Below are 20,202 nucleotides of genomic sequence, written 5' to 3' on the forward strand. Positions count from 1 at the left end.
ATGCGCGCGGGGGGCGACGCGGGCGCGTACGGGTTCAAAGGGCGATCGGGCCGAGCTCACGGGCGGTCTCGGCGAAGTCCCGGATCAGAGTGGTCTCGGTGGCGGTGCGCCAGATGAGCGCCCAGCGGGCCAGAGGGGCGTCACGGATGGGCACGTAGATGTGGTCGGGCCGGGCGTAGTAGCGGGTGGAGTGTGCGAAACACGGTGAGACGGCCTCGCCGTTCGAGACGAGGGGGATCATCTCGGCGGAGGTGGTGACGATGGGGCCGATCCGTATCGGACGCCCGCTGGGGGTGTGGGTGGGGACAAGCCAGTTGCGCCAGTAGTCCGGCCGGGCTCCGCCGAAGACGATCTCGTCGCCGAGGTCTTCGTACGACACCGATTCCCGCTCGGCCAGCCGATGGTCGGGGCCGACCACGAGCACGACCGGTTCGGTGCAGATGACGGGGCCCACGGTGAGGTCGCTCTCCCGGACGGGTAACCAGGCAATCAGCAGGTCGATGTCGCCGGAGCGCAGCAGTCTGAAGGGATCGGCGAAGCCGGCGTAGCGGAACTGGAGGTCGCATTCGGGGTTGCGGCTCTTGAAAGCGTCGAACAGCGGGCGCAGGTCCTGGGGGTTTTCGTTGACCATGCCCAGACACAGCACGTTCGACTTGCCGCGGGCGGTCAGGGCGGCGCGTTCGATGCCGTCGAGCAGCCCGCGGTACATCGGCTTGAGGTCGTCGAAGAGCTGCTGTCCGATGGGGGTCAGCGCCACACGGCGGTTGTCGCGCTCGAACAGGGCGGCGCCGACGCGGCGTTCCTGCTTCTTGATCGCCTGGCTCACGCGAGCCGGCGTCACGTGCAGCCGTTCCGCCGTGCGGCCGAAGTGGAGCTCTTCGCAGAGGGTCAGGAAGATCTCGATGTCGCGAAGTTCCACACGGCCCCGTTCGTTGTTTAGTGAGAGGTTAAGGCACGGTACCGAAACCGGCGTTGTCGTCGCGGATGGCCTGGCGGCACGCTGGTCGCGTGAACATCATCGCTTCCGCGGTGACGCTGAACGTCGACGACGTAGCGGCGTCCAGTGCCTTCTTCGCCACCCACCTGGGCTTTCACGAATCGGTGGCGAATGGGGCATATGCCTGTCTCGTTCGACCGGACACCACCGCCGACATCGTGCTGCAGCTGCGAGCGGCCGGAGAGCGGCCCGCGACCGGGGTCGTGGTGACCTTCACCGTCACCGACGTCACCGCCGAGTACGACCGGCTCGTGCGAGAGGGGGCCGCCGTCAGCGTGCCGCTGCGCAAGGAGCCGTGGGCGGAGCGGCTGTTCGAGTTGACCGACCCCAACGGCATCGTGGTCCGGCTCGTCGAATGGACAGCCCCGGCCGGCGCCTGAGTCGTGCGCATGAGTCGTGCGCATAGCAAGAACACATACGTGAAAGGACGTTCAACTATGTCGAAGGTCTCCAACTGGGATATGAAGGGCACTTGGGACAGCAAGGGCGCTTGGGAGACTCAGGGACGCTGGGAAGAGCACCAGCGCGCCCAGTTGTCCAAGGCAGGGCTGCAGCGGATGCGTGAGGTGCTGGGCGGCCACGTCGCGTCCGGCGCGGTCCCCGGCCTGGTCGCGCTGGTCAGCCTCGGAGACGACACGCACATCGAGGCGATGGGCACGATGAACGTGGGCGGTGCCGAGCCGATGCGGCGGGACACGCTCTTCCGGATGGCGTCGCTGACCAAGCCGGTCACGGCCATGGCGGTGATGATCCTCGTCGAGGAATGCCGGCTGCGACTGGACGACCCGGTCGACGAGTGGCTGCCCGAGCTCGCGAACCGCCAGGTGCTCGCCCGGATCGACGCCCCGCTGGACGAGACGGTGCCCGCGGCCCGGCCGATCACCGTACGCGACCTGCTGACCTTCACCTTCGGCTTCGGGGTCGTGCTGGCGCCGCCGGACACGTACCCGATCCAGACCGCGATCCGCGAGCTCGGCCTGGACACCACCTCGCCGGACTTCGGGCCGGAGGAGTGGATCCGGCGGCTCGGGACGCTGCCGCTGATGCGTCAGCCGGGCGAGCTGTGGCAGTACCACGTCGGGTCCGACGTGCTCGGCGTGCTCGTCGGCAGGGTGACCGGGCAGTCGCTGGAGGAGTTCGCGCGCGAGCGGCTGTTCGGGCCGCTCGGCATGAAGGACACCGGCTTCCACGTACCCGCCGACCAGATCCACCGGCTGCCCACCAGCTACGCGCACGACCCCGAGACCGGCGAACCGGTGGTGTGGGACGAGGCCGCAGGCGGGAAGTACAGCCGCCCGCCGGTGTTCCAGGCCGGCGGCGACGGGCTGGTGTCGACCGTCGAGGACTACCACGCGCTTTACCGGATGCTGCTCAACAAGGGGACCTTGAACGGCGAGCGGATCCTCTCCCCGGCCTCGGTCGCGCTCATGACGATGGACCACCTGACACCGGAGCAGAAGGCCGAGAAGGACGCCTTCGGCGACCACTTCGGCCGGCACGGCGGCTTCGGCTTCGGCATGGCGGTCCGTACCCACCGCCGCGACCTGGCCTCGCCGGGCCAGTTCGGCTGGGACGGCGGCCTCGGCACCACCGCGTACGCCGACCCTGCCCAGGACCTCGTCGGCATCCTGCTGACGCAGAGCGCGATGGACTCCGTCCACACGCCCCGCCTCCACCGCGACTTCTGGACCACCGCCTACCAGGCAGTCGGATAAAGCCGCGCCGCCGTCAACCGAATGTGATTCAGGTCATGGAATGAGTGCGCACTTCGGCCAGGAGCGTCAAGGTGCTGGACTCCAGCCGAACCACTGCGGTTAATGTGCGCAAAGTATCGTCCGGCGCGTTCACCGAAAGGATCGAGCTGAAGGCCCAGATCGACGCGGCAGGCGTCGTCCGTCATCAGCTCGTTTCCGCGCGGCTGCTCCAGAACGGCAGCCTGGTGGCCAGCCCGCTCTCCACCTCGCCCACGATCGTCCAGCCCACCGGTGGCCCCACCGACCTTGCCGGAGGGACCATCAGCGGATCGGGAGGCAGCATGGTTTTCGGGGCAAGCACCGAGATTCTCAAATGAAGCCCAGCCACACCGGCTGACGCAAAGGACCATGCGTCAACGGGCGGCGAAGTCCTGCGTCCAGTAGATCTGTCCCTGCGCGTCCTTGACCGCGCCCACCCCGATGAGGGTGTACGAGCAGTTCATGATGTTCTGCCGGTGGCCGGCGCTGTTCATCCAGGTCTTGACCACCTCGGCCGCCGATCGCTGACCCATGGCGATGTTCTCGGCCCAGGCCGAGCCGGTGAAGCCGGTCGCGCGCATGCGGTCGACCATGTCGCGGCCGTCCTGAGAGTCGTGGTCGAAGTAGTCGTTCTTCGCCATGTCGGCTGAGTGCCCGAACGCGGCCTTGCGCAGCCGCGCGTCGTGCTTGAGGGGGCGGCAGCCGCCCTTGGCCCGCTCGGCGTTGGTCAGCCGGACGACGTCGTTCTCCAGTGCCGTGCCGACGGACGTGATGGACGCCTTCCTCTCAGGAACCGTCGGCGCCTTCGTCTCCCTCGGTGCGCGGGTGGGGGTGGCGCACGTCAGCCGTACGGCCTTGGACCTGGCTGTACCGCCTCGGTAGTCCATGGCGACCGCGTAGTACGTACCCGGCACGCAGGGCAGTTGCAGGGCGATGCCGCCCTTCCTGGTGGCGCCGCTCTTCACCACCGGATCGGCGCCGGGGACGGCGCGCTTGACTCGGATGCGCAACAGCGCCGGGTGCGCACAGCCGCGGCGGGCGGCCGAGGTCCGGATCCTGAGCGCGGAGACGTCCGGCCTGACCACGCTCACGTGGCACTCGTCCGATCCAGGGGTCGACCGGGGAGCCGGCTGTGCCGGCGTCGACGCCGGTGCCGCGCCGTCCGCGAGCGCGGTCGCCTCGGGCACCGCTCCGGCCGCTCCGCCCTGCGGCAGGTCGGCGGACGGGGTGCAGGCGGCGAGGCTGGCGACGGTGGCGAGGACCCCCAGGGGTCTCAGCATGGATTCCTCCAGTGGCGGAGCGGCTGGTGGTCCCGCATTCTGTCGCCCCGTTACCGGACTTGTCACGCAAAACTGGACATTTCCCCTTGTGATTAATGTCAAGCCATCGGCCTACTAAGGCGCCTCGTAGCATCCTGCCGAGTGCCGTCAAGGAGAGGCACGGAACCCGGCAGGATGCCGTTCACCAACGAGCCGAGGACGGTCCGATCAAACGGCGGTCAGCTCGTAGCCCGCCTCTTCGACGGCGTCGCGAAGCAGGGCCTCCTCGGCGGTCCCGGCCACGGTGACCGTGCCGCTGGTCAGGTCCACCTCGACGTCGGTGACCCCGTCCACCTTGGAGATCTCCGTCTTCACCTTGCCCGCGCATCCGCCGCAGGTCATGCCGCTCACCTTGTACGTGCTGCTCATGACATCTCCTCTTGTTCGGCAAATTAACCCCTACGGGGTATTTTGCACTATATACCCCCCGTAGGTATAGTCCACGACCATGAGAACGCTGAACACCGTTGCCGTTGTCGGTGCCTCCCTGGCCGGCCTGCGTGCCGTGCAGACGCTCAGGCGGGAGGGCTTCGCGGGCGACATCACCCTGATCGGCGCCGAGCACCACCTGCCCTACAACCGCCCGCCCCTGTCCAAGAGCATGCTGCGGGGCGACGACGAGATCACCCTGCCCGGCGCCGAGGAGCTCGGCGACCAGTGGCTGAAGGGCCGCCAAGCGGTGCGTCTGGACACCTCCGACCGGCGTCTTACCTTGGACGACGGCACCGAGCTCGGCTACGACGGGCTTGTCATCGCCACGGGCGCCCGCCCGCGCCGCCTGCCCCACCACCCCGACGGCGTCCGCACCCTCCGCACCATCGAAGACGCCCTGGCCCTGCGCGCCGAGCTACAGGCCGGGCACGAGCGCGTCGTGGTCATCGGCGGCGGTTTCATCGGCGGCGAGGTGGCCTCGACCGCCCGTGGCCTCGGCCTGGGCGTCACCCTCGTCGACTCCTCCCCGTACCCCATGACGAATGTCCTGGGCGCAGAAACGGCGCGCTGGCTCGCGCGCCACCACCGCGACAACGGCGTCGAGCTGGTCGGCGACACGCGCGTGACCGGTTTCGAGGGCAACGGCCGGGTGACGGGCGTGCGGCTGGGCAACGGCCGGACGCTGCCCGCCGACCTCGTCATCGCGGGCATGGGCGTCACCCCGAACACCGACTGGCTGGAGGGCAGCGGCCTGAGGCTGAGTGACGGCGTGGTGTGCGACGAGACCCTGTACGCCGCCGACAACGTGGTGGCGGCGGGCGACGTCGCGCGCTGGCCGCACGGCCTGTTCGGCGGCGAACTCGTACGCGTCGAGCACTGGGCGAACGCCAACGACCAGGGCGCCCTCGCCGCCCTCAACCTCCTGGCCGGCCCGGAGAACGCCAAGCCGTACGCCGATCTCCCCTCCTTCGCCACCCACATGCACGGCGCCCGCATCCAGACCGCCGGACTGCCGCACCTGGCCGACGAGAGCCGCCTGGTAACCGGGGAGCCGGACGAGAACCGATTCGCGATCGCCTTCGCCCGGAACGGCGTGCTCGTCGGCGCCGTCGCCGTCAATGCCCCCAAGGACCTGATCCGCCTCAAGCGCGCCATCGCCGCGGGCGACCACCTGGACGCTGTCGGATGACCCAAGGACGCTATCTACGATAGCCAATAGTAGGCTTCGGCCATGCGACATGTGGGTCGGCGGCTGCTTTCGGCAGTCGCACTGAGCTTCGCCTTGGCCGCGTGCGGACAGGCGGCTCCAGAGCACGGCGGAACGAGCGGGCCGCCGGCCCTCGGGGTCGGCCACGTCCACGGCGTCGGCGTCGATCCGGCCGATGGCGTCCTCTACGTCGCCGGGCATTACGGGCTGTTCACCGTCACCTCCCCGACCACCGTCGCCCGCGTCGCCGACCGGAACCAGGACCACATGGGCTTCACGATCACCGGCCCCAAGACCTTCCTGGCCAGCGGCCATCCCGCCGCCGAGGACGTCTCCTCGGATCGTCCGCCGCACCTCGGACTGGTCCGCTCCACCGACGCGGGACTCACCTGGAAGACGATCTCGCAGGACGGCTCCGCCGACTTCCACTCCCTCCAGCTCGCCGGCGAAAACCTGTACGCCTTCGACAGCCAGACCTCGAAGGTCTGGCGCAGCGGAGACGGCGGCGCCAACTGGACGCAAGGCGCCGAAGACAAGATCCTCGATCTGGGCGTGAGCGCCGACGAACCCACCCGCCTGTACGCCACCACTCCAGAAGGCCTGAAGGTGAGCGAGGACGGTGGCGCGAACTTCGCCGAGGTGACGACGGCTCCGCTGCTCAGCCATGTGGACGTCCTGGCCACCGGCCTGATCGTGGGCGCGGGGGCCGACGGCCGCATCCACACCAGCCAGGACGCGGGCAAGACCTGGACCGCCGTCGGCAAGCTACCCGGCCAGGCCTCCGCGTTCACGGCCGTGGACCGTCAACGCCTGCTGGCCGCCCTGGACGACGGCACCGTCCTGGAGTCCAAGGACGGCGGCAAAACCTTCACCACGGCCTTCGCCCCCGTGAACTGACCCACCGTGGGCACGGGCGCGGGAAGATCGCTCTCTTCCCACGCGCCCGCCGCCCCCACAAGCGCGGTGGCCGACCGGCCGCGCGCCGAGCAGTAGCACCGACCGCCTGACCGGAGCGGTCGTACGCCCCTTCCTCCTCCCGGTCGTCGGTGTCGGAGAAGTCGGGCAGGTCGGGAATCTCACCGAGCCGGCGCAGGCCTTCGGCCGGTGCGGAGGAGGAGATGGCTGCCGAGCTCGAACTCGTAGGTTGACACATACCCCCGCCTAGTATAAAACGCTCTTGAGAAGAGTACCCCCCAGGGGTATATAGTTGCGGTTGCCCGGGAGGAGACGGACATGGGATTGTTCGCGATTCGCGACTACCGACGGCTGTTCAGCGCTCAAGTCATCGCGTTGTTCGGCACCGGTTTGGCTACCGTCGCGCTGGGGCTGCTCGCGTACGAGCTCGCAGGTCCGCGTGCCGGTGCGGTTCTCGCCACCGCGCTGACGATCAAGATGGTCGCGTACGTGGTCGTCGCACCGCTCGCGGCCGCGTACGTCGATCGGCTGCCCAGACGGTGGTTTCTCACGATCCTCGACGTGGTGCGGGCTCTGGTGGTGATCGCGCTGCCGTTCGTCACCGAGGTGTGGCACATCTACGTCCTGATCGGGGTTCTCCAGACCGCGTCGGCGGCATTCACCCCGACGTTTCAGGCCGTCATCCCCGACATCGTGACCAAGGAGGCCGACTACACCCGCGCTTTGTCCGCCTCGCAGGTGGCCTACACCATGGAGAGCCTGTTGAGCCCCGTGCTCTCGGCTGTGGCGCTCACCTTCATGTCGTTCAACCTGCTGTTCATCGGCACCTCCGTCGGGTTCGCCGTGTCCGCGCTGCTGGTCCTGTCCACGCGCATCCCCAACGCGCGCCCCAGTTCGCACACGAACGCCTGGGACCGGGCCGTGGCGGGGATCCGCACGTTCGCGGCCACCCCGAGTCTGCGCGGCGTCATGGCGCTGAACCTCGTGGTCGCCGCCGTCGGCTCCATCGTGGTCGTCAACACCGTGAACTACGTCCGCGACGTTCTCGGCGGAGCCCAATCCGACGTGGCCTGGGTGCTCGCCGCGTCCGGAACGGGGACGCTGCTGGTGGCCCTCGTCCTCCCGCGCGTCCTGGACCGGGTGGCGGACCGGTTCGTGATGCTGATCGGCGCCGCCGTGCTGGTATTCGCGGTCGGCGCGGCGGTCACGATGTCCGCGGCGAGCGTCGCCGCATCACTGCCGACCGTGGTGATCTGGGTGGCGATCGGCGGCGGGATGGCGCTGATCATCACGCCGACCGGGCGGGTGCTTCGCCGGGCGGTCGATCCCACCGGAATCCCCGAGGTCTTCGCCGCCCAGTTCTCGCTGTCCCACCTGGCCTGGCTGGTCACCTATCCCATCGCCGGCTGGGTCGCCACGCAGGCGGGCTTCACGATCACCTGGGCCGTGCTGGCGGGCCTGGCGGCAGTCGGAGCTGTCACGGCACTGGTGGTCTGGCCGCACGACGAGAAGGTCGAGGTCGGAGGGCGTACGGCAACGGCCGTCCAGCCTCGCGTCAGGAGGGCCGAGGTCGCAGGCCGCGCCGCGGCGGTGGTTGCTTCCGCCAGGACCGATGTCGCCACGCGGGAAGCCGCGGAGGCCGCGGAGGGCACTCTCGCGGCATGCCAGTGCGCCTGCGTTCGCACCGTCTGAGCGGGGCCGCTGTGGCGGCAGGGCGATGGCAGGCTTCCTAACTATCTACGACTTGCGCTAGTAGGGAAGTTAGACTTCGCGCCATGTGCCATGTCGATCCACGATCTCGAAAGGCCTTGCGATGAGCCCGCGTGCCGCTCTGGCGCAGCAGGCGGCGCCCAGGAGCGGCCGCGCGGGAAGGCGCCGACGTCGCTGGATACTCGTCGCGGTCGCGGCGGTCGCCGTCATGGCCGCGGCTTATGCCGTTCCCGCGATCGCTTTGGGGGGTCAGGTGCCGGCCGGCACCAGCATCGGCGGCGTGGACGTCGGCGGCCTGCCGGAGGCGGACGCTCGCGCCCGGCTGGAGCGTGAGCTCGGCAAGCGGGTCACCCGGCCGATGGCGCTGTCCGCGGCAGGCAAGACGACCCGGCTGACCCCCGCCGAGCTCGGGCTGGGGTTCGACATCCCGGCGACACTCGAGGCGGCGCTGGACGGCGCGGGCAGCCCGGCCGGAGTCGTCCGGTCGTTGTTCGGCGAAGACAGAGAGCTCCAGCCACGGATCACGGCCGACGAATCCCGCCTCACCACCCGGCTCGCCGTTCTGGCCAAGACGATCGACCTCAAGGCTCGCGAGGGTGGCCTGCGCTACCAGGGCCTCGAACCGCGGGTGATCCCCGCCAAGTCGGGCCGCGCCCTCGACCGCGACGCCGCCGCACGGCTCATCCGCGAGTCCTTCCTGGGAAACCGCGCCACGGTCACGCTGCCCCTCCGCACGCTACCGCCCCGGATCTCGTCGGCCGAGGTGCGTCGCGTCGCGGGCTCCATGGCCACCGCGGCGGTCGCCAGTCCGCTGACCTTGGTCAACGGCGACAGGAAAGCCAGCCTGACCCGCGCCCAGTTGGCCGCCGGGCTTCGCTTCGTCTCCGACGGCCAAGGCAGCTTGCGCCCTTCCTTCCGCAGCGGAGAAGTCCTCCCTGACTTGCAGAAACAGCTTGTCCCAGCCAGCCATCAGCCCCAAGACGCCTCCTTCAAGATCGTGAAGGGCAAGCCGCGCGTCCTCCCCGCCCAGCCCGGCCGGGGCATCGACGCGAAGGCTTTCGGCGGGGCCGTCTCCGCCGCCCTGGCGGCCGGCCAGCGTGAGGTGAAGGTACCGGTGGCCGAGGCGCAGCCCCGGTTGACCACCGAGCAGGCCGGAAAGCTGGAGGTCAAGAAGAAGGTCAGCACCTTCACCACCCGCTACCCGTGTTGCGCGCCACGAGTGACCAACATCCACCGCATCGCCGACATCGTGGACGGCCATGTCGTCTTGCCCGGCGAGACGTTCTCGCTCAACGGCCTGGTCGGCAAGCGCGACAAGGCGCGCGGCTTCGTCGAGGCGCCGATGATCCTGAACAACCGGTTCGTCAACGACGTCGGCGGCGGGGTGTCACAGTTCGCCACCACGATGTTCAACGCCGTGTTCTTCGGCGGATTCCAGGACGTGCAGCACATGGCGCACCAGTACTACATCACCCGCTATCCAGCCGGCCGCGAGTCCACCGTCTCCTATCCGCAGCCGGACTTCCGCTGGCGCAACGACTCCCCGTACGGCGTGCTGATCAAGACCTCCTACACGAGCACGTCGATCACCGTGGACTTCTGGAGCACCAAACGCTACGACGTCACCGCCCAGAGTTCGGCCCGCTACGACGTCAAGACCGCCCCCTCCCTCACCGACTCCGGCAAGGACTGCATTCCCATGGGCGGCGCGGAGGGCTTCGCGATCGATGTCTGGCGCATCTTCAAGAAAGACGGCAAGGAAGTGCGCAGGCAGAAGTTCCACACCGTCTACGCCGCCGAGCCGCGTTTGACATGCAAGTGAGGAAGCTCTCCGACGGTGCTTATGCTGGAGGCATGAGGCGAGCACATCGCATGGCCTTGCGCCTGATGTTGCTCGTGGCTTTGGCACTCGGCGTCGTGGCGATGCACTCCCTGGGTCATCTCAGCGAACCCGGCATGTCCCTCGACACCCACCATTCCGCCATGCAGGCCACCAGCCCCTCCCACATCGGACAGTCTGCTGCCGGGCACCACCCCACCATGGCGGGCTGGGTGTGCCTGGCGATCATGGGCATGGGTATGCTCCTGCTCTGGCTGGAGTCGCGCCGTCGCCGCACCTCCGGCGCGCCCGCTCGTACCGGCCGCTGGTCGCGGCTCTGGTCACAGGTTCCGCGCGGCCCGCCGCCGACTCGCACGGTCGTGTTGCGGATCTAGAGCGTCCCCGGGCCAGCTCTCGATCCCTTCCCTGTACGACCTTCCAAGCGAGGCATCACCATGACCATCGATCGACGCACCATGCTCAAAACCGGCCTCGGCCTGCTCGGCGGGGCCGTCCTCACAGCCTGTGGCGGCACGAGCCGTACCCCTTCCCCCTCCTTCGTCACCCCGGCGGGGCCGCAGGTGCGCGCCGCCGAGCAGGCCCGCCGCCCGGGCGCTGTCCGGGATTTCCGCCTGGTCGCCGCCGAAACCCAGGCCGACCTCGGCGGCCTGACCGTACAGACGTGGGCGTACGACGGCCGCATCCCCGCCACGCCGATCCGGGTGAACGCGGGCGAGACGGTACGCGCCCGCCTGGTCAACCGGCTTCCCGCCGACACCAGCATCCACTGGCACGGCCTGGCGCTGCGCAACGACGCCGACGGAGTTCCGGGTGTCACGCAGCAGCCGGTCAAAACGGGCACGGAGTACGTCTATGAGTTCACCGCGCCCGACCCGGGCACGTACTGGTTCCACCCGCACTCCGGCACCCAGCTCGACCGCGGCCTGTACGCGCCGATGATCGTCGAGGACCCGCGCGAGCCGCTCGCCTACGACGAGGAGTGGGTCGTCGTCCTCGACGACTGGCTCGACGGCGTCACCGGAACCCCGGAGGACGTCCTGGCCGAGCTCTCCCGAGGCATGGGCGGTATGAACCACGGCGGCATGGGCGGCGATCCCTCGCCCAGCCCTTCGCCGGGCAAGGGCGGCCACATGCTGATGGGCGCGACGAGCCCGCTGCTCGGCGGCGACGCGGGCGACGTCCGCTACCCGCACTTCCTGCTCAACGGCCGCGTCCCCACCCAACCGGCGACCTTCTCCACCAAGCCCGGCACCCGGTTGCGCATCCGCCTGATCAACGCCGGAGGCGACACCGCCTTCCGCGTCGCCCTGGCCGAACACCGCCTGACCGTCACCCACACCGACGGCTTCCCCGTACGGCACACCGACACGGATGCGCTGCTCATCGGCATGGGAGAGCGCTACGACGTGCTCGTCACCCTCAAGGACGGCGTCTTCCCCCTCGTCGCGCTGGCCGAAGGCAAGAACGCCATCGCTCGCGGCCTGATCCGCACCAGCAAGCAGTCCTCAACCCCACGCGCGGACCGGCGCCCACGCGAGCTCGACGGCACGGTGATCCGCTACGACGGCCTCCAGGCGGACGATTCCGCGCGGCTGCCGTCCAAGCAGCCGGACCGCACCGTCAAGCTGGAGCTCACCGGCGGCATGATGGCCTACGACTGGGCGATCAACGGCCGCAAGTACGACCCCAAGACCATCACGCCGATTCGGTCCGGGGAACGGGTTCGCCTGTCGTTCGTCAATCGCACCATGATGTGGCACCCCATGCACCTGCACGGCCACACCTTCGCCCTGCCGAGCGGCGCCCGCAAGGACACGGCGATCGTCCTGCCGAACAGCACCCTCGACGTCGACTTCCAGGCTGGCAACCCGGGCATCTGGATGATCCATTGCCATAACGTCTACCACGCCGAGTCCGGCATGATGACGCTGCTCGGCTACCAGCAGACCTGACCGGGCTACTGATCGGACCCAGAGCAACTTACGACGAACCGTAGTAGCCAGCGAGCCGCTGCGCAACGGTGGACATCGATGCGGCCGCCGACCAGGCGGCCGCATCGGCATCTCGCCTCCGGTATTCGCAGGTCAGCTGACTACGGGTGTCCCTTGCGGCGAATTACGGTGTTTACATAACTGGCACTTGTATCTACGGAAAATGCCTATAGAGTCGCTTGAAACGCCGCCCCTGACAACGCGGTCGTCTCGGCCTGGCATACCCCCCGGAGGTTTCTGTGCATCGCCGCCTTCTGAGTCTGATCGCTACGGCAGCAGCGCTGACGGCGCTGGCCGGCTGCGGCGCCGGCACCGCGCCACCCGCCGGCGGAAAGGCCTCGGCAGCGGCCAAGAGCCTCACCATCGCCATCTCGTCCGACGAAGGCACCTTGACCCCGTTCACCCACCAGACCGGCTACCCGGGCAACAACCTGGTGAAGCTGCTCTTCGACACGCTGGTCGTCGTCCGAGGTGACGGGGTGACTCCGCTGCTGGCCAAGGAACTGCGGACCACCGACAACAAGGTGTTCACGATGCCACTCCGCCAGGGCGTCACCTGGCACGACGGCAAACCGCTGACCGCCCAAGACGTCGCGTTCAGCATCGACTTCTACAAGAAGCACATGGAGGGCGACTCCTCGATCGACCTACGCCCGATCGACAACGTGACCGTGTCCGGCGACACGGTGACGATGACGCTCAAGGCGCCCGACCCCGAGTTCCCGCGGCGGATCCTGGCCGACATGGCGATCCTGCCCGAACACGTGTGGTCATCGGTGGCGAAGGTCAGCGAGACCGGAGCCGACAAGGCGATCGGCACGGGTCCGTACAAGCTGACCAAGTATGACAACGCCCGCGGCTACACCCTGACGGCCAACACCTCGTACCCCATGGGCAAGGCGAAGGCCGACACCGTGAAGATCGTCGTCATTCCGGAGGAGTCAACGCAGTTCGCCGCCCTGCGGACCGGTGAAGTGCACATGTCCACCAAGATCGTCCCGCCGCAACAGCTCTCCGCGCTGGAGAAGCAGCCGAACATCGGCGTGGTGAAGGGCACCGAGTTCGCCTCCACGCTGCTGGCCTTCAACACCGGCCGGGCTCCGTTCGACAAGCCCGAGGTACGCCGCGCGCTGGCCAAGGCGATCGACGTGACCGACCTGGTCAAAACCGCGCTGCTGGGTCAGGGCACGCCCGGCAACCCCGGCTTCATCCACGCGGATTCGCCCGTCAAGCCCGATCAGCTCGCTCCCCTCTACGACGTCGAGGCGGCCAAACGGGAGCTCGACGCCCTGGGCGCCAAGCCGGGCGCCGACGGGATCCGGGTGCTCGGCGGCAAGCCGATGTCGTACGAGCTGCTGGTCCAGAGCACCTCCACCGACCGGCTGCGCAGCGCGGAGCTGATCCGGGACATGCTCAAGGCGGTGGGCGTCGCGGTGAAGGTGACCGCGCTCGACCCCGACTCCCTGGACGCCAAGGTGTGGCCCGACCTCGACGTGAGCAAGGGCCGCAACTATGACATGTCGATGTGGGGCTGGTCCGCGCCGGTCATGATGAGCAGCGGATCGATCGCCCAGCTGCTCGCCTCCGATCCGAAGGACGGCTCGCTCAACGTGGTCGGGTTCAAGAACGACAAGGTGGACGAGATCATACGGACGCTGACCTCGGCCCCCACCATGGAGGGCAAGACGGCGGCGGCCAAGCAGCTTCAGGCCCAGATCGCGGAGCAGCTGCCGTTCCTCACCCTGTACTACCGCAATGGCGCCTACGCCTTCCGCAAGGACGTCTACAGCGGCTGGACGTGGCAGAACGGCTCCGCGGCGCTCAACAAGTTCTCGCTCGTCGATTTCCAGCTCTCATGAGCTGGAGATACACGGCAGGCCGGTTCGGCGAGTACGCGGCGGTGCTCGGCGTGGCGCTCACGCTCAACTTCGCGCTGCCTCGGGCCCTGCCCGGCGGGCCGCTGAAGCTGTTCGGCAGTCCCGAAGCGCTGGCCCGGCTCACCGCCGACGAACGCGCCCAGCTCGCCACCCAGTACGGCTTCGGCAAACCCCTGCCCGAACAGTTCCTCGACTACCTCACCGGCGTCTTCACCCTCAACCTGGGCACCTCGCTGTCCGACGGCCGCCCGGTCACCGAAGCGCTCGGTGAGGCGCTCCCCTGGACGCTGCTGCTGGTCGGCACCAGCACCGTGGTGACCGCGCTGCTCGGGGTCACCCTCGGCGTGGTGGGCGGGCTGCGCAGGCGCGAAGGCAAGGGCTCCGGCCTGCTGAGCACTGCGATCGTGCTGGACTCGCTCCCCCAGTTCTGGCTGGGCATGTTGCTCATCGTCCTGTTCGGGGTGCAGCTCCAGTGGCTGCCGACCTTCGGCGTGTCGGGGATCGAGGGTGTGACCGTCCAGGGTGTGCTGCTGCACCTGATCCTGCCGGTCAGTACGCTGACGCTGACCGGCCTCGGTTACCTGTTCCTGTACACCCGCTCTTCGCTGCTGACCGTCCTGACCAGCGAGCCCATCCAGCACGCGCAGGCCCGGGGCGTACCGTACGGGCGGCTCGTCCGGCGGCACGCGCTGCGTCCGGCGCTGCTTCCCGTGCACACGATTCTCATGATGGAGATCGGCTTCCTGGCCGCGGGCTCGATCGTGGTGGAGACGGTCTTCGCCTATCCCGGGCTCGGGCGGCTGACGTTCGGCGCGATCTCGGCCCGTGACTACCCGCTGATGCAGGGCGCGTTCCTGGTACTGACGCTGCTGGTCGTGCTCATGAACGCGCTGGCCGACGCCACCTACCCGCTCCTCGACCCCCGGGCCCGCCGATGATGTTCCTACGCGCACCACGCCGCCGGCTACTCGGGGTCCAGGGCCTGATCGGAGCGGGGATCCTCACGGTCGTCCTCGGGGTCGCCCTGTTCGGGACGACCCTCCCCGACGACGCGGGCCGGGCCCGAGTCGCGGAGCCGTACGCCCCTCCCGGGGGCGGGCTGCTCCTGGGCACGGACGACCTGGGCAGGAACCTGCTCGACCAGCTCATCGTGGGCGCGGGCACCTCGTTGAGCCTGGCGTTCATCGTCGCCGCGGCCACCACACTGCTCGCCGCGCTGGTCGGCGGCGCCGCCGGGATCGGGCCACGTTGGCTGTCGGCCACGCTGATGCGCGGCACCGACATCATGCTGGTGCTGCCCGAGCTGATCCTCTACATCCTCGCGGCGGCCTTCCTCGGCCAGTCGTTCGGCATGCGGGTGGCGATCTTGGCGCTGATTCTCTGGCCGGTCCCCGCCCGGGTGCTGCGCGCCGGCGTACTGACGGCGTGGTCACGAGGACATCTGGAGGTGGCCCGCGCCATGGGAGCGCCGCGCTGGTGGCTCCTCCTGCGGCACGGCTCCTACCTGATCGGCCCGCTGCTCATCCCCGTTTTCGTGCGTACGGCGATGCGGGCCGTCATCTACGACGCCACCCTGTCCTTCCTCGGGCTCGGCGACCCGACGGCGCCGAGCTGGGGCACCACGCTGTACTGGGTACAGACCAACGGCGTGTTCCTGTCGGACGCGTGGCTGTGGTGGGCGCTCCCGCCCGGCGCCGCGATCTCGCTCACCGTTCTCGCCCTCGCCCTCATCGGCACCGCCGTCGAGGAACGTCTCAACCCCGCGCTCAGAGAGGCCGCCCGATGACCCTGGCGCTGAACGAGCTCACAGTCGGCTACGGCGGCCTGACCGCGGTGGACGGGATCAACCTCGACGTCGCGGACGGCGAGATCGTGGCGCTGGTGGGCGAGAGCGGCTGCGGCAAGACCTCGCTCGTCCGCGCGCTCCTCGGGCTGCTCCCCCGCACCGCCACGGTGACCGGCTCCGCCCTGCTCGACGGCGAGCACGAGCTGACCGGCCGCGTCGACTGGCGAGGCATACGCGGCAGCCAAGTGGCGATCGTGCCACAGGGCGCGATGACCGGCCTGAGCCCCGTCCACCGGATCGAAGCACAGCTCACCGAGATGCTCACCTTGCACGGCGGCCAAGCGCGGCCCGGTGACCTGCTCGAACGCGTCGGCCTCCAGCACGGCATGCTGCGCCGCTACCCACACGAACTGTCCGGCGGGCAGAGGCAGCGGGTCGCGATCGCTCTGGCCCTGGCCGGCGAGCCCCGCCTGCTGATCGCCGACGAGCCCACCACCGGGCTGGACGCGATCACCCAGCGGCAGGTCCTCGCGCTGTTGTCCGGGCTCGGCATCAGCACGCTGATCGTGTCGCACGACCTGGCCGGGCTCATGCCGTACGCGGACCGGGCCGCGGTGATGTACGCGGGACGGCTGGCCGAGGTCCGCTCCGCCGGCACACTGTCCCGCGAGCATGCCCACCCGTACACCACGGGCCTGCTCACCGCCACACCGGTCGCCGACCGGCAGGTGCCGTGGGGCAGCATCCCCGGCTCGGCACCCGCGCTCGACCTGCTGCCGGACGGCTGCCGGTTCGCCCCGCGCTGCCCGCTCGCCACCGACCGCTGCACCTCGGAACAACCGCACCTTCGTCCGCACGGCGAGGCGCAGGTCGCCTGCCATCACCCGGACGAAGCGGCCTATCCGGTGGTGCCTCGGGCCGAGCATGCCCAGGGACCGCCGGTGGTGCGCGTCACCCAGGTGCGGCACGCGTACAGGACCCGTTCGAGAACGGTGGAAGCGCTGCGCGGCGTGGACCTCGACATCCACGCCGGGGAGATCGTCGGCTTGGTCGGCGAGAGCGGATCCGGCAAGAGCACCCTGGCCAGGATCATCCTCGGCCTGCTCCACCCCTCCGAGGGCCGGGTCGAGATCTCCGGCGAAGACCTGACCGCACGACGCGGCCGGGCGCTGCGCCGTCTCCAGCGGCGGATCGGCTTCGTGCACCAGGACCCGTACGACGCGCTCCATCCCGGCATGCGTGTCGCGAGCCTCGTAGCGGAACCGCTCGTACTGGCCGGTGTAAAAGGGGAACAACGGGTGCGGGACGCCATCATCGCTGCCGGCCTGCCCGAAACCGCCGAGTTCCTGCAGCGCTTCCCGGGTCAGCTGTCCGGCGGACAGCGGCAACGCGTGTCCATCGCGCGAGCACTCGCCGCCGACCCCATCCTCCTCATCGCCGACGAAGCCACCTCGATGCTGGACGTCTCCACCCGAGCGGGCATCGCCACCACGCTGCGCGCTCTGGCCACGGACCGCGGCTTGGCGGTCCTGTTCGTCACCCATGACCTCGGTGAGGCGGTGCAGTCCTGCGACCGGATCGTCGTGCTGCGCGACGGCACCGTCGTCGAGGACGGCGCCTCGGAGGACGTCTCCCGCGCCCCTTCCCACCCGTACACCGTGCAGTTGCTCGAAGCGGCTCAGACATGAAAAGCCTCAAGCATGAAAGACAAGGACGGCAAGTGACAGACGTCTTCACGCGACTGGAGTCCTTCGGCGAACGTTTCCGGCTCCAACAGGGGCTCGCGCCAGAAGAGGACTGGATCGCCTGTGACCGGCTGCTGGATCCGCGGTCGGCGGAGCTGGGCCGGATTCTCGAAGCCGAGCGCCAGGCGAGCGGCCAGGTTTCCGATCACGCGACCGCGCTCACGATCATGGCCGTGTACGCCGGCACCGTGACGGCGGCCGCGGTGCTGGCCTGGGCCGTCGAGGGCGTGGTGATCGACATGCGTCCCGGGAACGTCGCCATCCGGCTGTCTCCCCACCACGGCTTCGAGGCAGTCGGGCTGCGCGAGCCCCGTGTCGCGGAAGCCCCCGTGACCACCCTGGTGGAATGGATCCTGGACGACCATCTTCTGCCGCTCGCGCAGGCCATGCGGGTTCGTACCCGAGCCGGGCTCCGGCAGCTTCATGGCGGCGTGGCGCATGGCTGCGCGGCGGCCTTCTGCATCGCCAGCAGACGCGGCGGGGACGTCGATCAGCTGGAGAGCGCCTACAAGACCTTCTCGGCCGCGTCCACCATCGACCTCGACCGACTGGGCAAGGTCGTCCGGCTCACGGCAGACGACCGGAAGGGACTGTTCTACCTGCGCGACACGTGCTGCCTGTACTACACCTCCGCAGAGGAAACGAAGTGCTCCAGCTGCTGCCTGGACAGCGTGGACCAGCGCATCGCCAACTATCGGCGGGTTCTGGTCGAGCGCGTCGTCCCGCACTAGGGGAGCGAGGGCCTGGTCAGCCCTCGTCGACCACGGTCGGCTCTTCAGACCACCGGATCACCCAACGGAAGAGTCGAAGCCCGTCGGGCCTACTTCGCGCTCCAAGATTCTGACGATCTTGCCGGACTCGTCATTCTCGCCCGGGACGTAGAACGGCTTGCCGTCGCGGCCGAATGTGATCGCCGACGGGCCGCCCTCCCAGGTGCCCAGGACGTGGGAGGCCGAGTCGAAGGTCCCGAACGGCTCCAGGCCCAGCGTTCGGGCATAGTCGACCGAGCCGAAGACGAGATGCTGAGCCAGCTCGATCGGCGCCTCCTGCCAGCCCGCGTAGTCGCTGAAGAAGTACTCGCGGAACCTGCTGAGCTGCCGGCCATCGATGACGTCCGGCCCGATCAGGTCCTTGACGCCCGTGCAGTAGACGTCGGCGAGGTAGCCGCAGACCGTCATCCGGTCCCACTTGTGCCGCCGGGCCACCAGCACGCACACCTTGCCGTCCAGCCCGTCGGCATCCGGCTTCTCGTCGATCCAGCCTCGGGCGGGGTCGACGGTCAGGCCGTTGCTCCAGCCGACGTTGATCCAGCAGCCGACCACCTCGGGCTCCCCCGCCGCCGCGCTGCCCTCGGCCGCCACGGCCCGGACGAGCGGGGCCACCACCGACGGCGACACCCCCAGCGTGCGGGCGATCTCCTTGGGAGAGCGGCCTTCGGCTCGCAGCTCGCGTACCCGGTCCTTCAGTTCTGCGCTGTCCACGGAGGAAGCCTAGCGACCTCCGATGCCCCGGATGGCCGCGCAACGGCAAAGCGGAGGTGGCAGGCTGATCTTCAACTGCTCATCGGGGATCGACATCTCGGTCGGCTGACACCGGCCAACGAGAGGAAGCCCATGCTGCCCTGGTCCGACGAGTTGGCCGGCCGCCTCGACCACAACGTCATCGACAGTGCGCTGCTGCGCGGCAACCCCCTTGGGGATCCGCATGAGCGGCCTCTGTACGTGTACGTCCCCCCGGGGTACGACGACCAGCCCGACCGGCGTTACCCGGCCATCTACGTGCTGCAGGGCTACACCGGGCACGTCGCCATGTGGTTCAACCGGACGCCGTTCCGCCGGACGTACCCGGAGCTGGCCGACGGCGTGTTCTCGGCCGGTGACGTGCCGCCCGCGATCGTCGTCTACGTCGACGCGTGGACCTCGCTGGCCGGCAGCCAGTATCTCGACTCGCCCGCGACCGGCCGCTACCACTCGTACCTGTGCGACGAGGTCGTGCCGTGGGTGGACGCCCACTACCGTACGCTGGCCGGCCGCGACCACCGCGCGGTCACCGGCAAGTCCAGCGGTGGCGGCGGGGCGATGGTCACCGCCATGCTGCGGCCGGACGTGTTCGGGGCGCTGGCCACTCATGCGGGCGACTCGCTGTTCGAGGTCAGTTTCCGGTCCGGGCTGCCGGTCGTCGCGCGGCGGCTACGCGACATGTACGGCGGTTCGTACGACAAGTTCCTGTCCGACTTCCGGAGCAGGATCGCCGGGACCAGGGACGGCGACCTCGAACTGCTGGAGATGTACGCCTACGCGGCGGCGTACTCGGCCGACGAGGACGGCACGGTCCGCCTGCCGTTCGACGACACGGGGGCCGTCATACCCGAGGTGTGGGAGCGCTGGCTGGCCCGCGACCCGGTGCTCATGGCGGCGCGGCCCGAGTACGCCGAGGCGCTGCGGTCGATGCGGGCGATCTGGGTGGACGCGGGCAACCGGGACGAGTACTTCCTGGACCTCGGCGCCACCGCGTTCCGGCGGGCGCTGGAGGTGGCGGGGGTGCCCGATGAGCGGATCTACTTCGAGCTCTTCGACGCCGGGCACGGCGCCATCGAATATCGCTACCCGCTCGCCCTGGCCTGGCTGAGCCGCCGCCTCTCGCCTTAGGC

The 20,202-nt window shown here is 69.3% G+C and carries 19 protein-coding genes; 15 read left to right on the forward strand and 4 right to left on the reverse strand.

Annotation, left to right across the window (positions count from 1 at the left end; all coding sequences use genetic code 11):
* Positions 1-34 precede the first annotated feature (34 nt).
* Complete coding sequence (locus ACQP2T_RS49880; protein WP_433511818.1) at positions 35-919, reverse strand: LysR family transcriptional regulator; 885 nt, start codon at positions 917-919, stop codon at positions 35-37.
* An 89-nt stretch (positions 920-1,008) separates the two neighbouring features.
* Here ACQP2T_RS49880 and ACQP2T_RS49885 point away from each other — a divergent pair, with 89 nt between their 5' ends.
* The 3 genes from ACQP2T_RS49885 (at position 1,009) to ACQP2T_RS49895 (ending at position 3,068) form a co-directional block, all read left to right on the forward strand.
* Positions 1,009-1,377, forward strand: a complete 369-nt coding sequence (locus ACQP2T_RS49885) for a VOC family protein (protein WP_433511819.1) — start codon at positions 1,009-1,011, stop codon at positions 1,375-1,377.
* A 57-nt stretch (positions 1,378-1,434) separates the two neighbouring features.
* Complete coding sequence (locus ACQP2T_RS49890; protein WP_433511820.1) at positions 1,435-2,712, forward strand: serine hydrolase domain-containing protein; 1,278 nt, start codon at positions 1,435-1,437, stop codon at positions 2,710-2,712.
* 71 nt (positions 2,713-2,783) lie between these two features.
* Positions 2,784-3,068, forward strand: coding sequence for a hypothetical protein (locus ACQP2T_RS49895; protein WP_433511821.1), 285 nt, complete (start codon positions 2,784-2,786; stop codon positions 3,066-3,068).
* 36 nt (positions 3,069-3,104) lie between these two features.
* On the opposite strand, the gene ACQP2T_RS49900 is transcribed toward ACQP2T_RS49895, so the two are convergent.
* Together ACQP2T_RS49900 and ACQP2T_RS49905 are read right to left on the reverse strand one after the other, a co-directional pair.
* On the reverse strand, positions 3,105-4,010 hold the full coding sequence (locus ACQP2T_RS49900) for a CAP domain-containing protein (RefSeq protein WP_433511822.1): 906 nt from the start codon (positions 4,008-4,010) through the stop codon (positions 3,105-3,107).
* Positions 4,011-4,217: 207 nt separating this feature from the next.
* A complete protein-coding gene (locus tag ACQP2T_RS49905) occupies positions 4,218-4,418 on the reverse strand; it encodes a heavy-metal-associated domain-containing protein (RefSeq protein ID WP_433511823.1) in 201 nt (66 codons plus the stop codon).
* Positions 4,419-4,497: 79 nt separating this feature from the next.
* Between ACQP2T_RS49905 and ACQP2T_RS49910 the strand changes: the two genes are divergently transcribed.
* The 11 genes from ACQP2T_RS49910 (at position 4,498) to ACQP2T_RS49960 (ending at position 18,283) form a co-directional block, all read left to right on the forward strand.
* Entirely contained in the window at positions 4,498-5,670 is a 1,173-nt protein-coding gene (locus ACQP2T_RS49910) for an NAD(P)/FAD-dependent oxidoreductase (protein ID WP_433511824.1), read from the forward strand.
* 42 nt (positions 5,671-5,712) lie between these two features.
* A complete protein-coding gene (locus ACQP2T_RS49915; RefSeq protein WP_433511825.1) occupies positions 5,713-6,585 on the forward strand; it encodes a F510_1955 family glycosylhydrolase in 873 nt (290 codons plus the stop codon).
* Between the two features lie 336 nt (positions 6,586-6,921).
* Entirely contained in the window at positions 6,922-8,295 is a 1,374-nt protein-coding gene (locus ACQP2T_RS49920; RefSeq protein WP_433511826.1) for an MFS transporter, read from the forward strand.
* A 121-nt stretch (positions 8,296-8,416) separates the two neighbouring features.
* On the forward strand, positions 8,417-10,135 hold the full coding sequence (locus tag ACQP2T_RS49925; protein WP_433511827.1) for a VanW family protein: 1,719 nt from the start codon (positions 8,417-8,419) through the stop codon (positions 10,133-10,135).
* A gap of 32 nt (positions 10,136-10,167) precedes the next feature.
* A complete protein-coding gene (locus ACQP2T_RS49930; protein ID WP_433511828.1) occupies positions 10,168-10,527 on the forward strand; it encodes a hypothetical protein in 360 nt (119 codons plus the stop codon).
* A 60-nt stretch (positions 10,528-10,587) separates the two neighbouring features.
* Positions 10,588-12,105, forward strand: a complete 1,518-nt coding sequence (locus ACQP2T_RS49935; protein ID WP_433511829.1) for a multicopper oxidase family protein — start codon at positions 10,588-10,590, stop codon at positions 12,103-12,105.
* A 278-nt stretch (positions 12,106-12,383) separates the two neighbouring features.
* On the forward strand, positions 12,384-14,003 hold the full coding sequence (locus ACQP2T_RS49940; RefSeq protein WP_433511830.1) for an ABC transporter substrate-binding protein: 1,620 nt from the start codon (positions 12,384-12,386) through the stop codon (positions 14,001-14,003).
* Entirely contained in the window at positions 14,000-14,959 is a 960-nt protein-coding gene (locus tag ACQP2T_RS49945) for an ABC transporter permease (protein ID WP_433511831.1), read from the forward strand. The genes ACQP2T_RS49940 and ACQP2T_RS49945 overlap by 4 nt, the downstream gene beginning before the upstream one ends.
* Positions 14,956-15,807: an ABC transporter permease gene (locus ACQP2T_RS49950; protein WP_433511832.1), complete on the forward strand. Its 852-nt coding sequence runs from the start codon at positions 14,956-14,958 to the stop codon at positions 15,805-15,807. The genes ACQP2T_RS49945 and ACQP2T_RS49950 overlap by 4 nt, the downstream gene beginning before the upstream one ends.
* Complete coding sequence (locus tag ACQP2T_RS49955) at positions 15,804-17,495, forward strand: ABC transporter ATP-binding protein (RefSeq protein WP_433511833.1); 1,692 nt, start codon at positions 15,804-15,806, stop codon at positions 17,493-17,495. The genes ACQP2T_RS49950 and ACQP2T_RS49955 overlap by 4 nt, the downstream gene beginning before the upstream one ends.
* 32 nt (positions 17,496-17,527) lie before the next feature.
* Positions 17,528-18,283 carry a (2Fe-2S)-binding protein gene (locus ACQP2T_RS49960; RefSeq protein WP_433511834.1) on the forward strand — a complete coding sequence of 252 codons (756 nt, stop codon included), beginning with the start codon at positions 17,528-17,530 and terminating at the stop codon, positions 18,281-18,283.
* A 57-nt stretch (positions 18,284-18,340) separates the two neighbouring features.
* Here the strand turns inward: ACQP2T_RS49960 and ACQP2T_RS49965 are convergent, their stop codons facing one another.
* Positions 18,341-19,033, reverse strand: coding sequence for a helix-turn-helix domain-containing protein (locus ACQP2T_RS49965; RefSeq protein WP_433511835.1), 693 nt, complete (start codon positions 19,031-19,033; stop codon positions 18,341-18,343).
* Between the two features lie 132 nt (positions 19,034-19,165).
* Between ACQP2T_RS49965 and ACQP2T_RS49970 the strand changes: the two genes are divergently transcribed.
* Positions 19,166-20,200 carry an alpha/beta hydrolase-fold protein gene (locus ACQP2T_RS49970; protein ID WP_433511836.1) on the forward strand — a complete coding sequence of 345 codons (1,035 nt, stop codon included), beginning with the start codon at positions 19,166-19,168 and terminating at the stop codon, positions 20,198-20,200.
* Positions 20,201-20,202 lie beyond the last annotated feature (2 nt).

The organism is Nonomuraea sp. CA-143628 (assembly GCF_050942315.1).
Lineage (GTDB): Bacteria > Actinomycetota > Actinomycetes > Streptosporangiales > Streptosporangiaceae > Nonomuraea.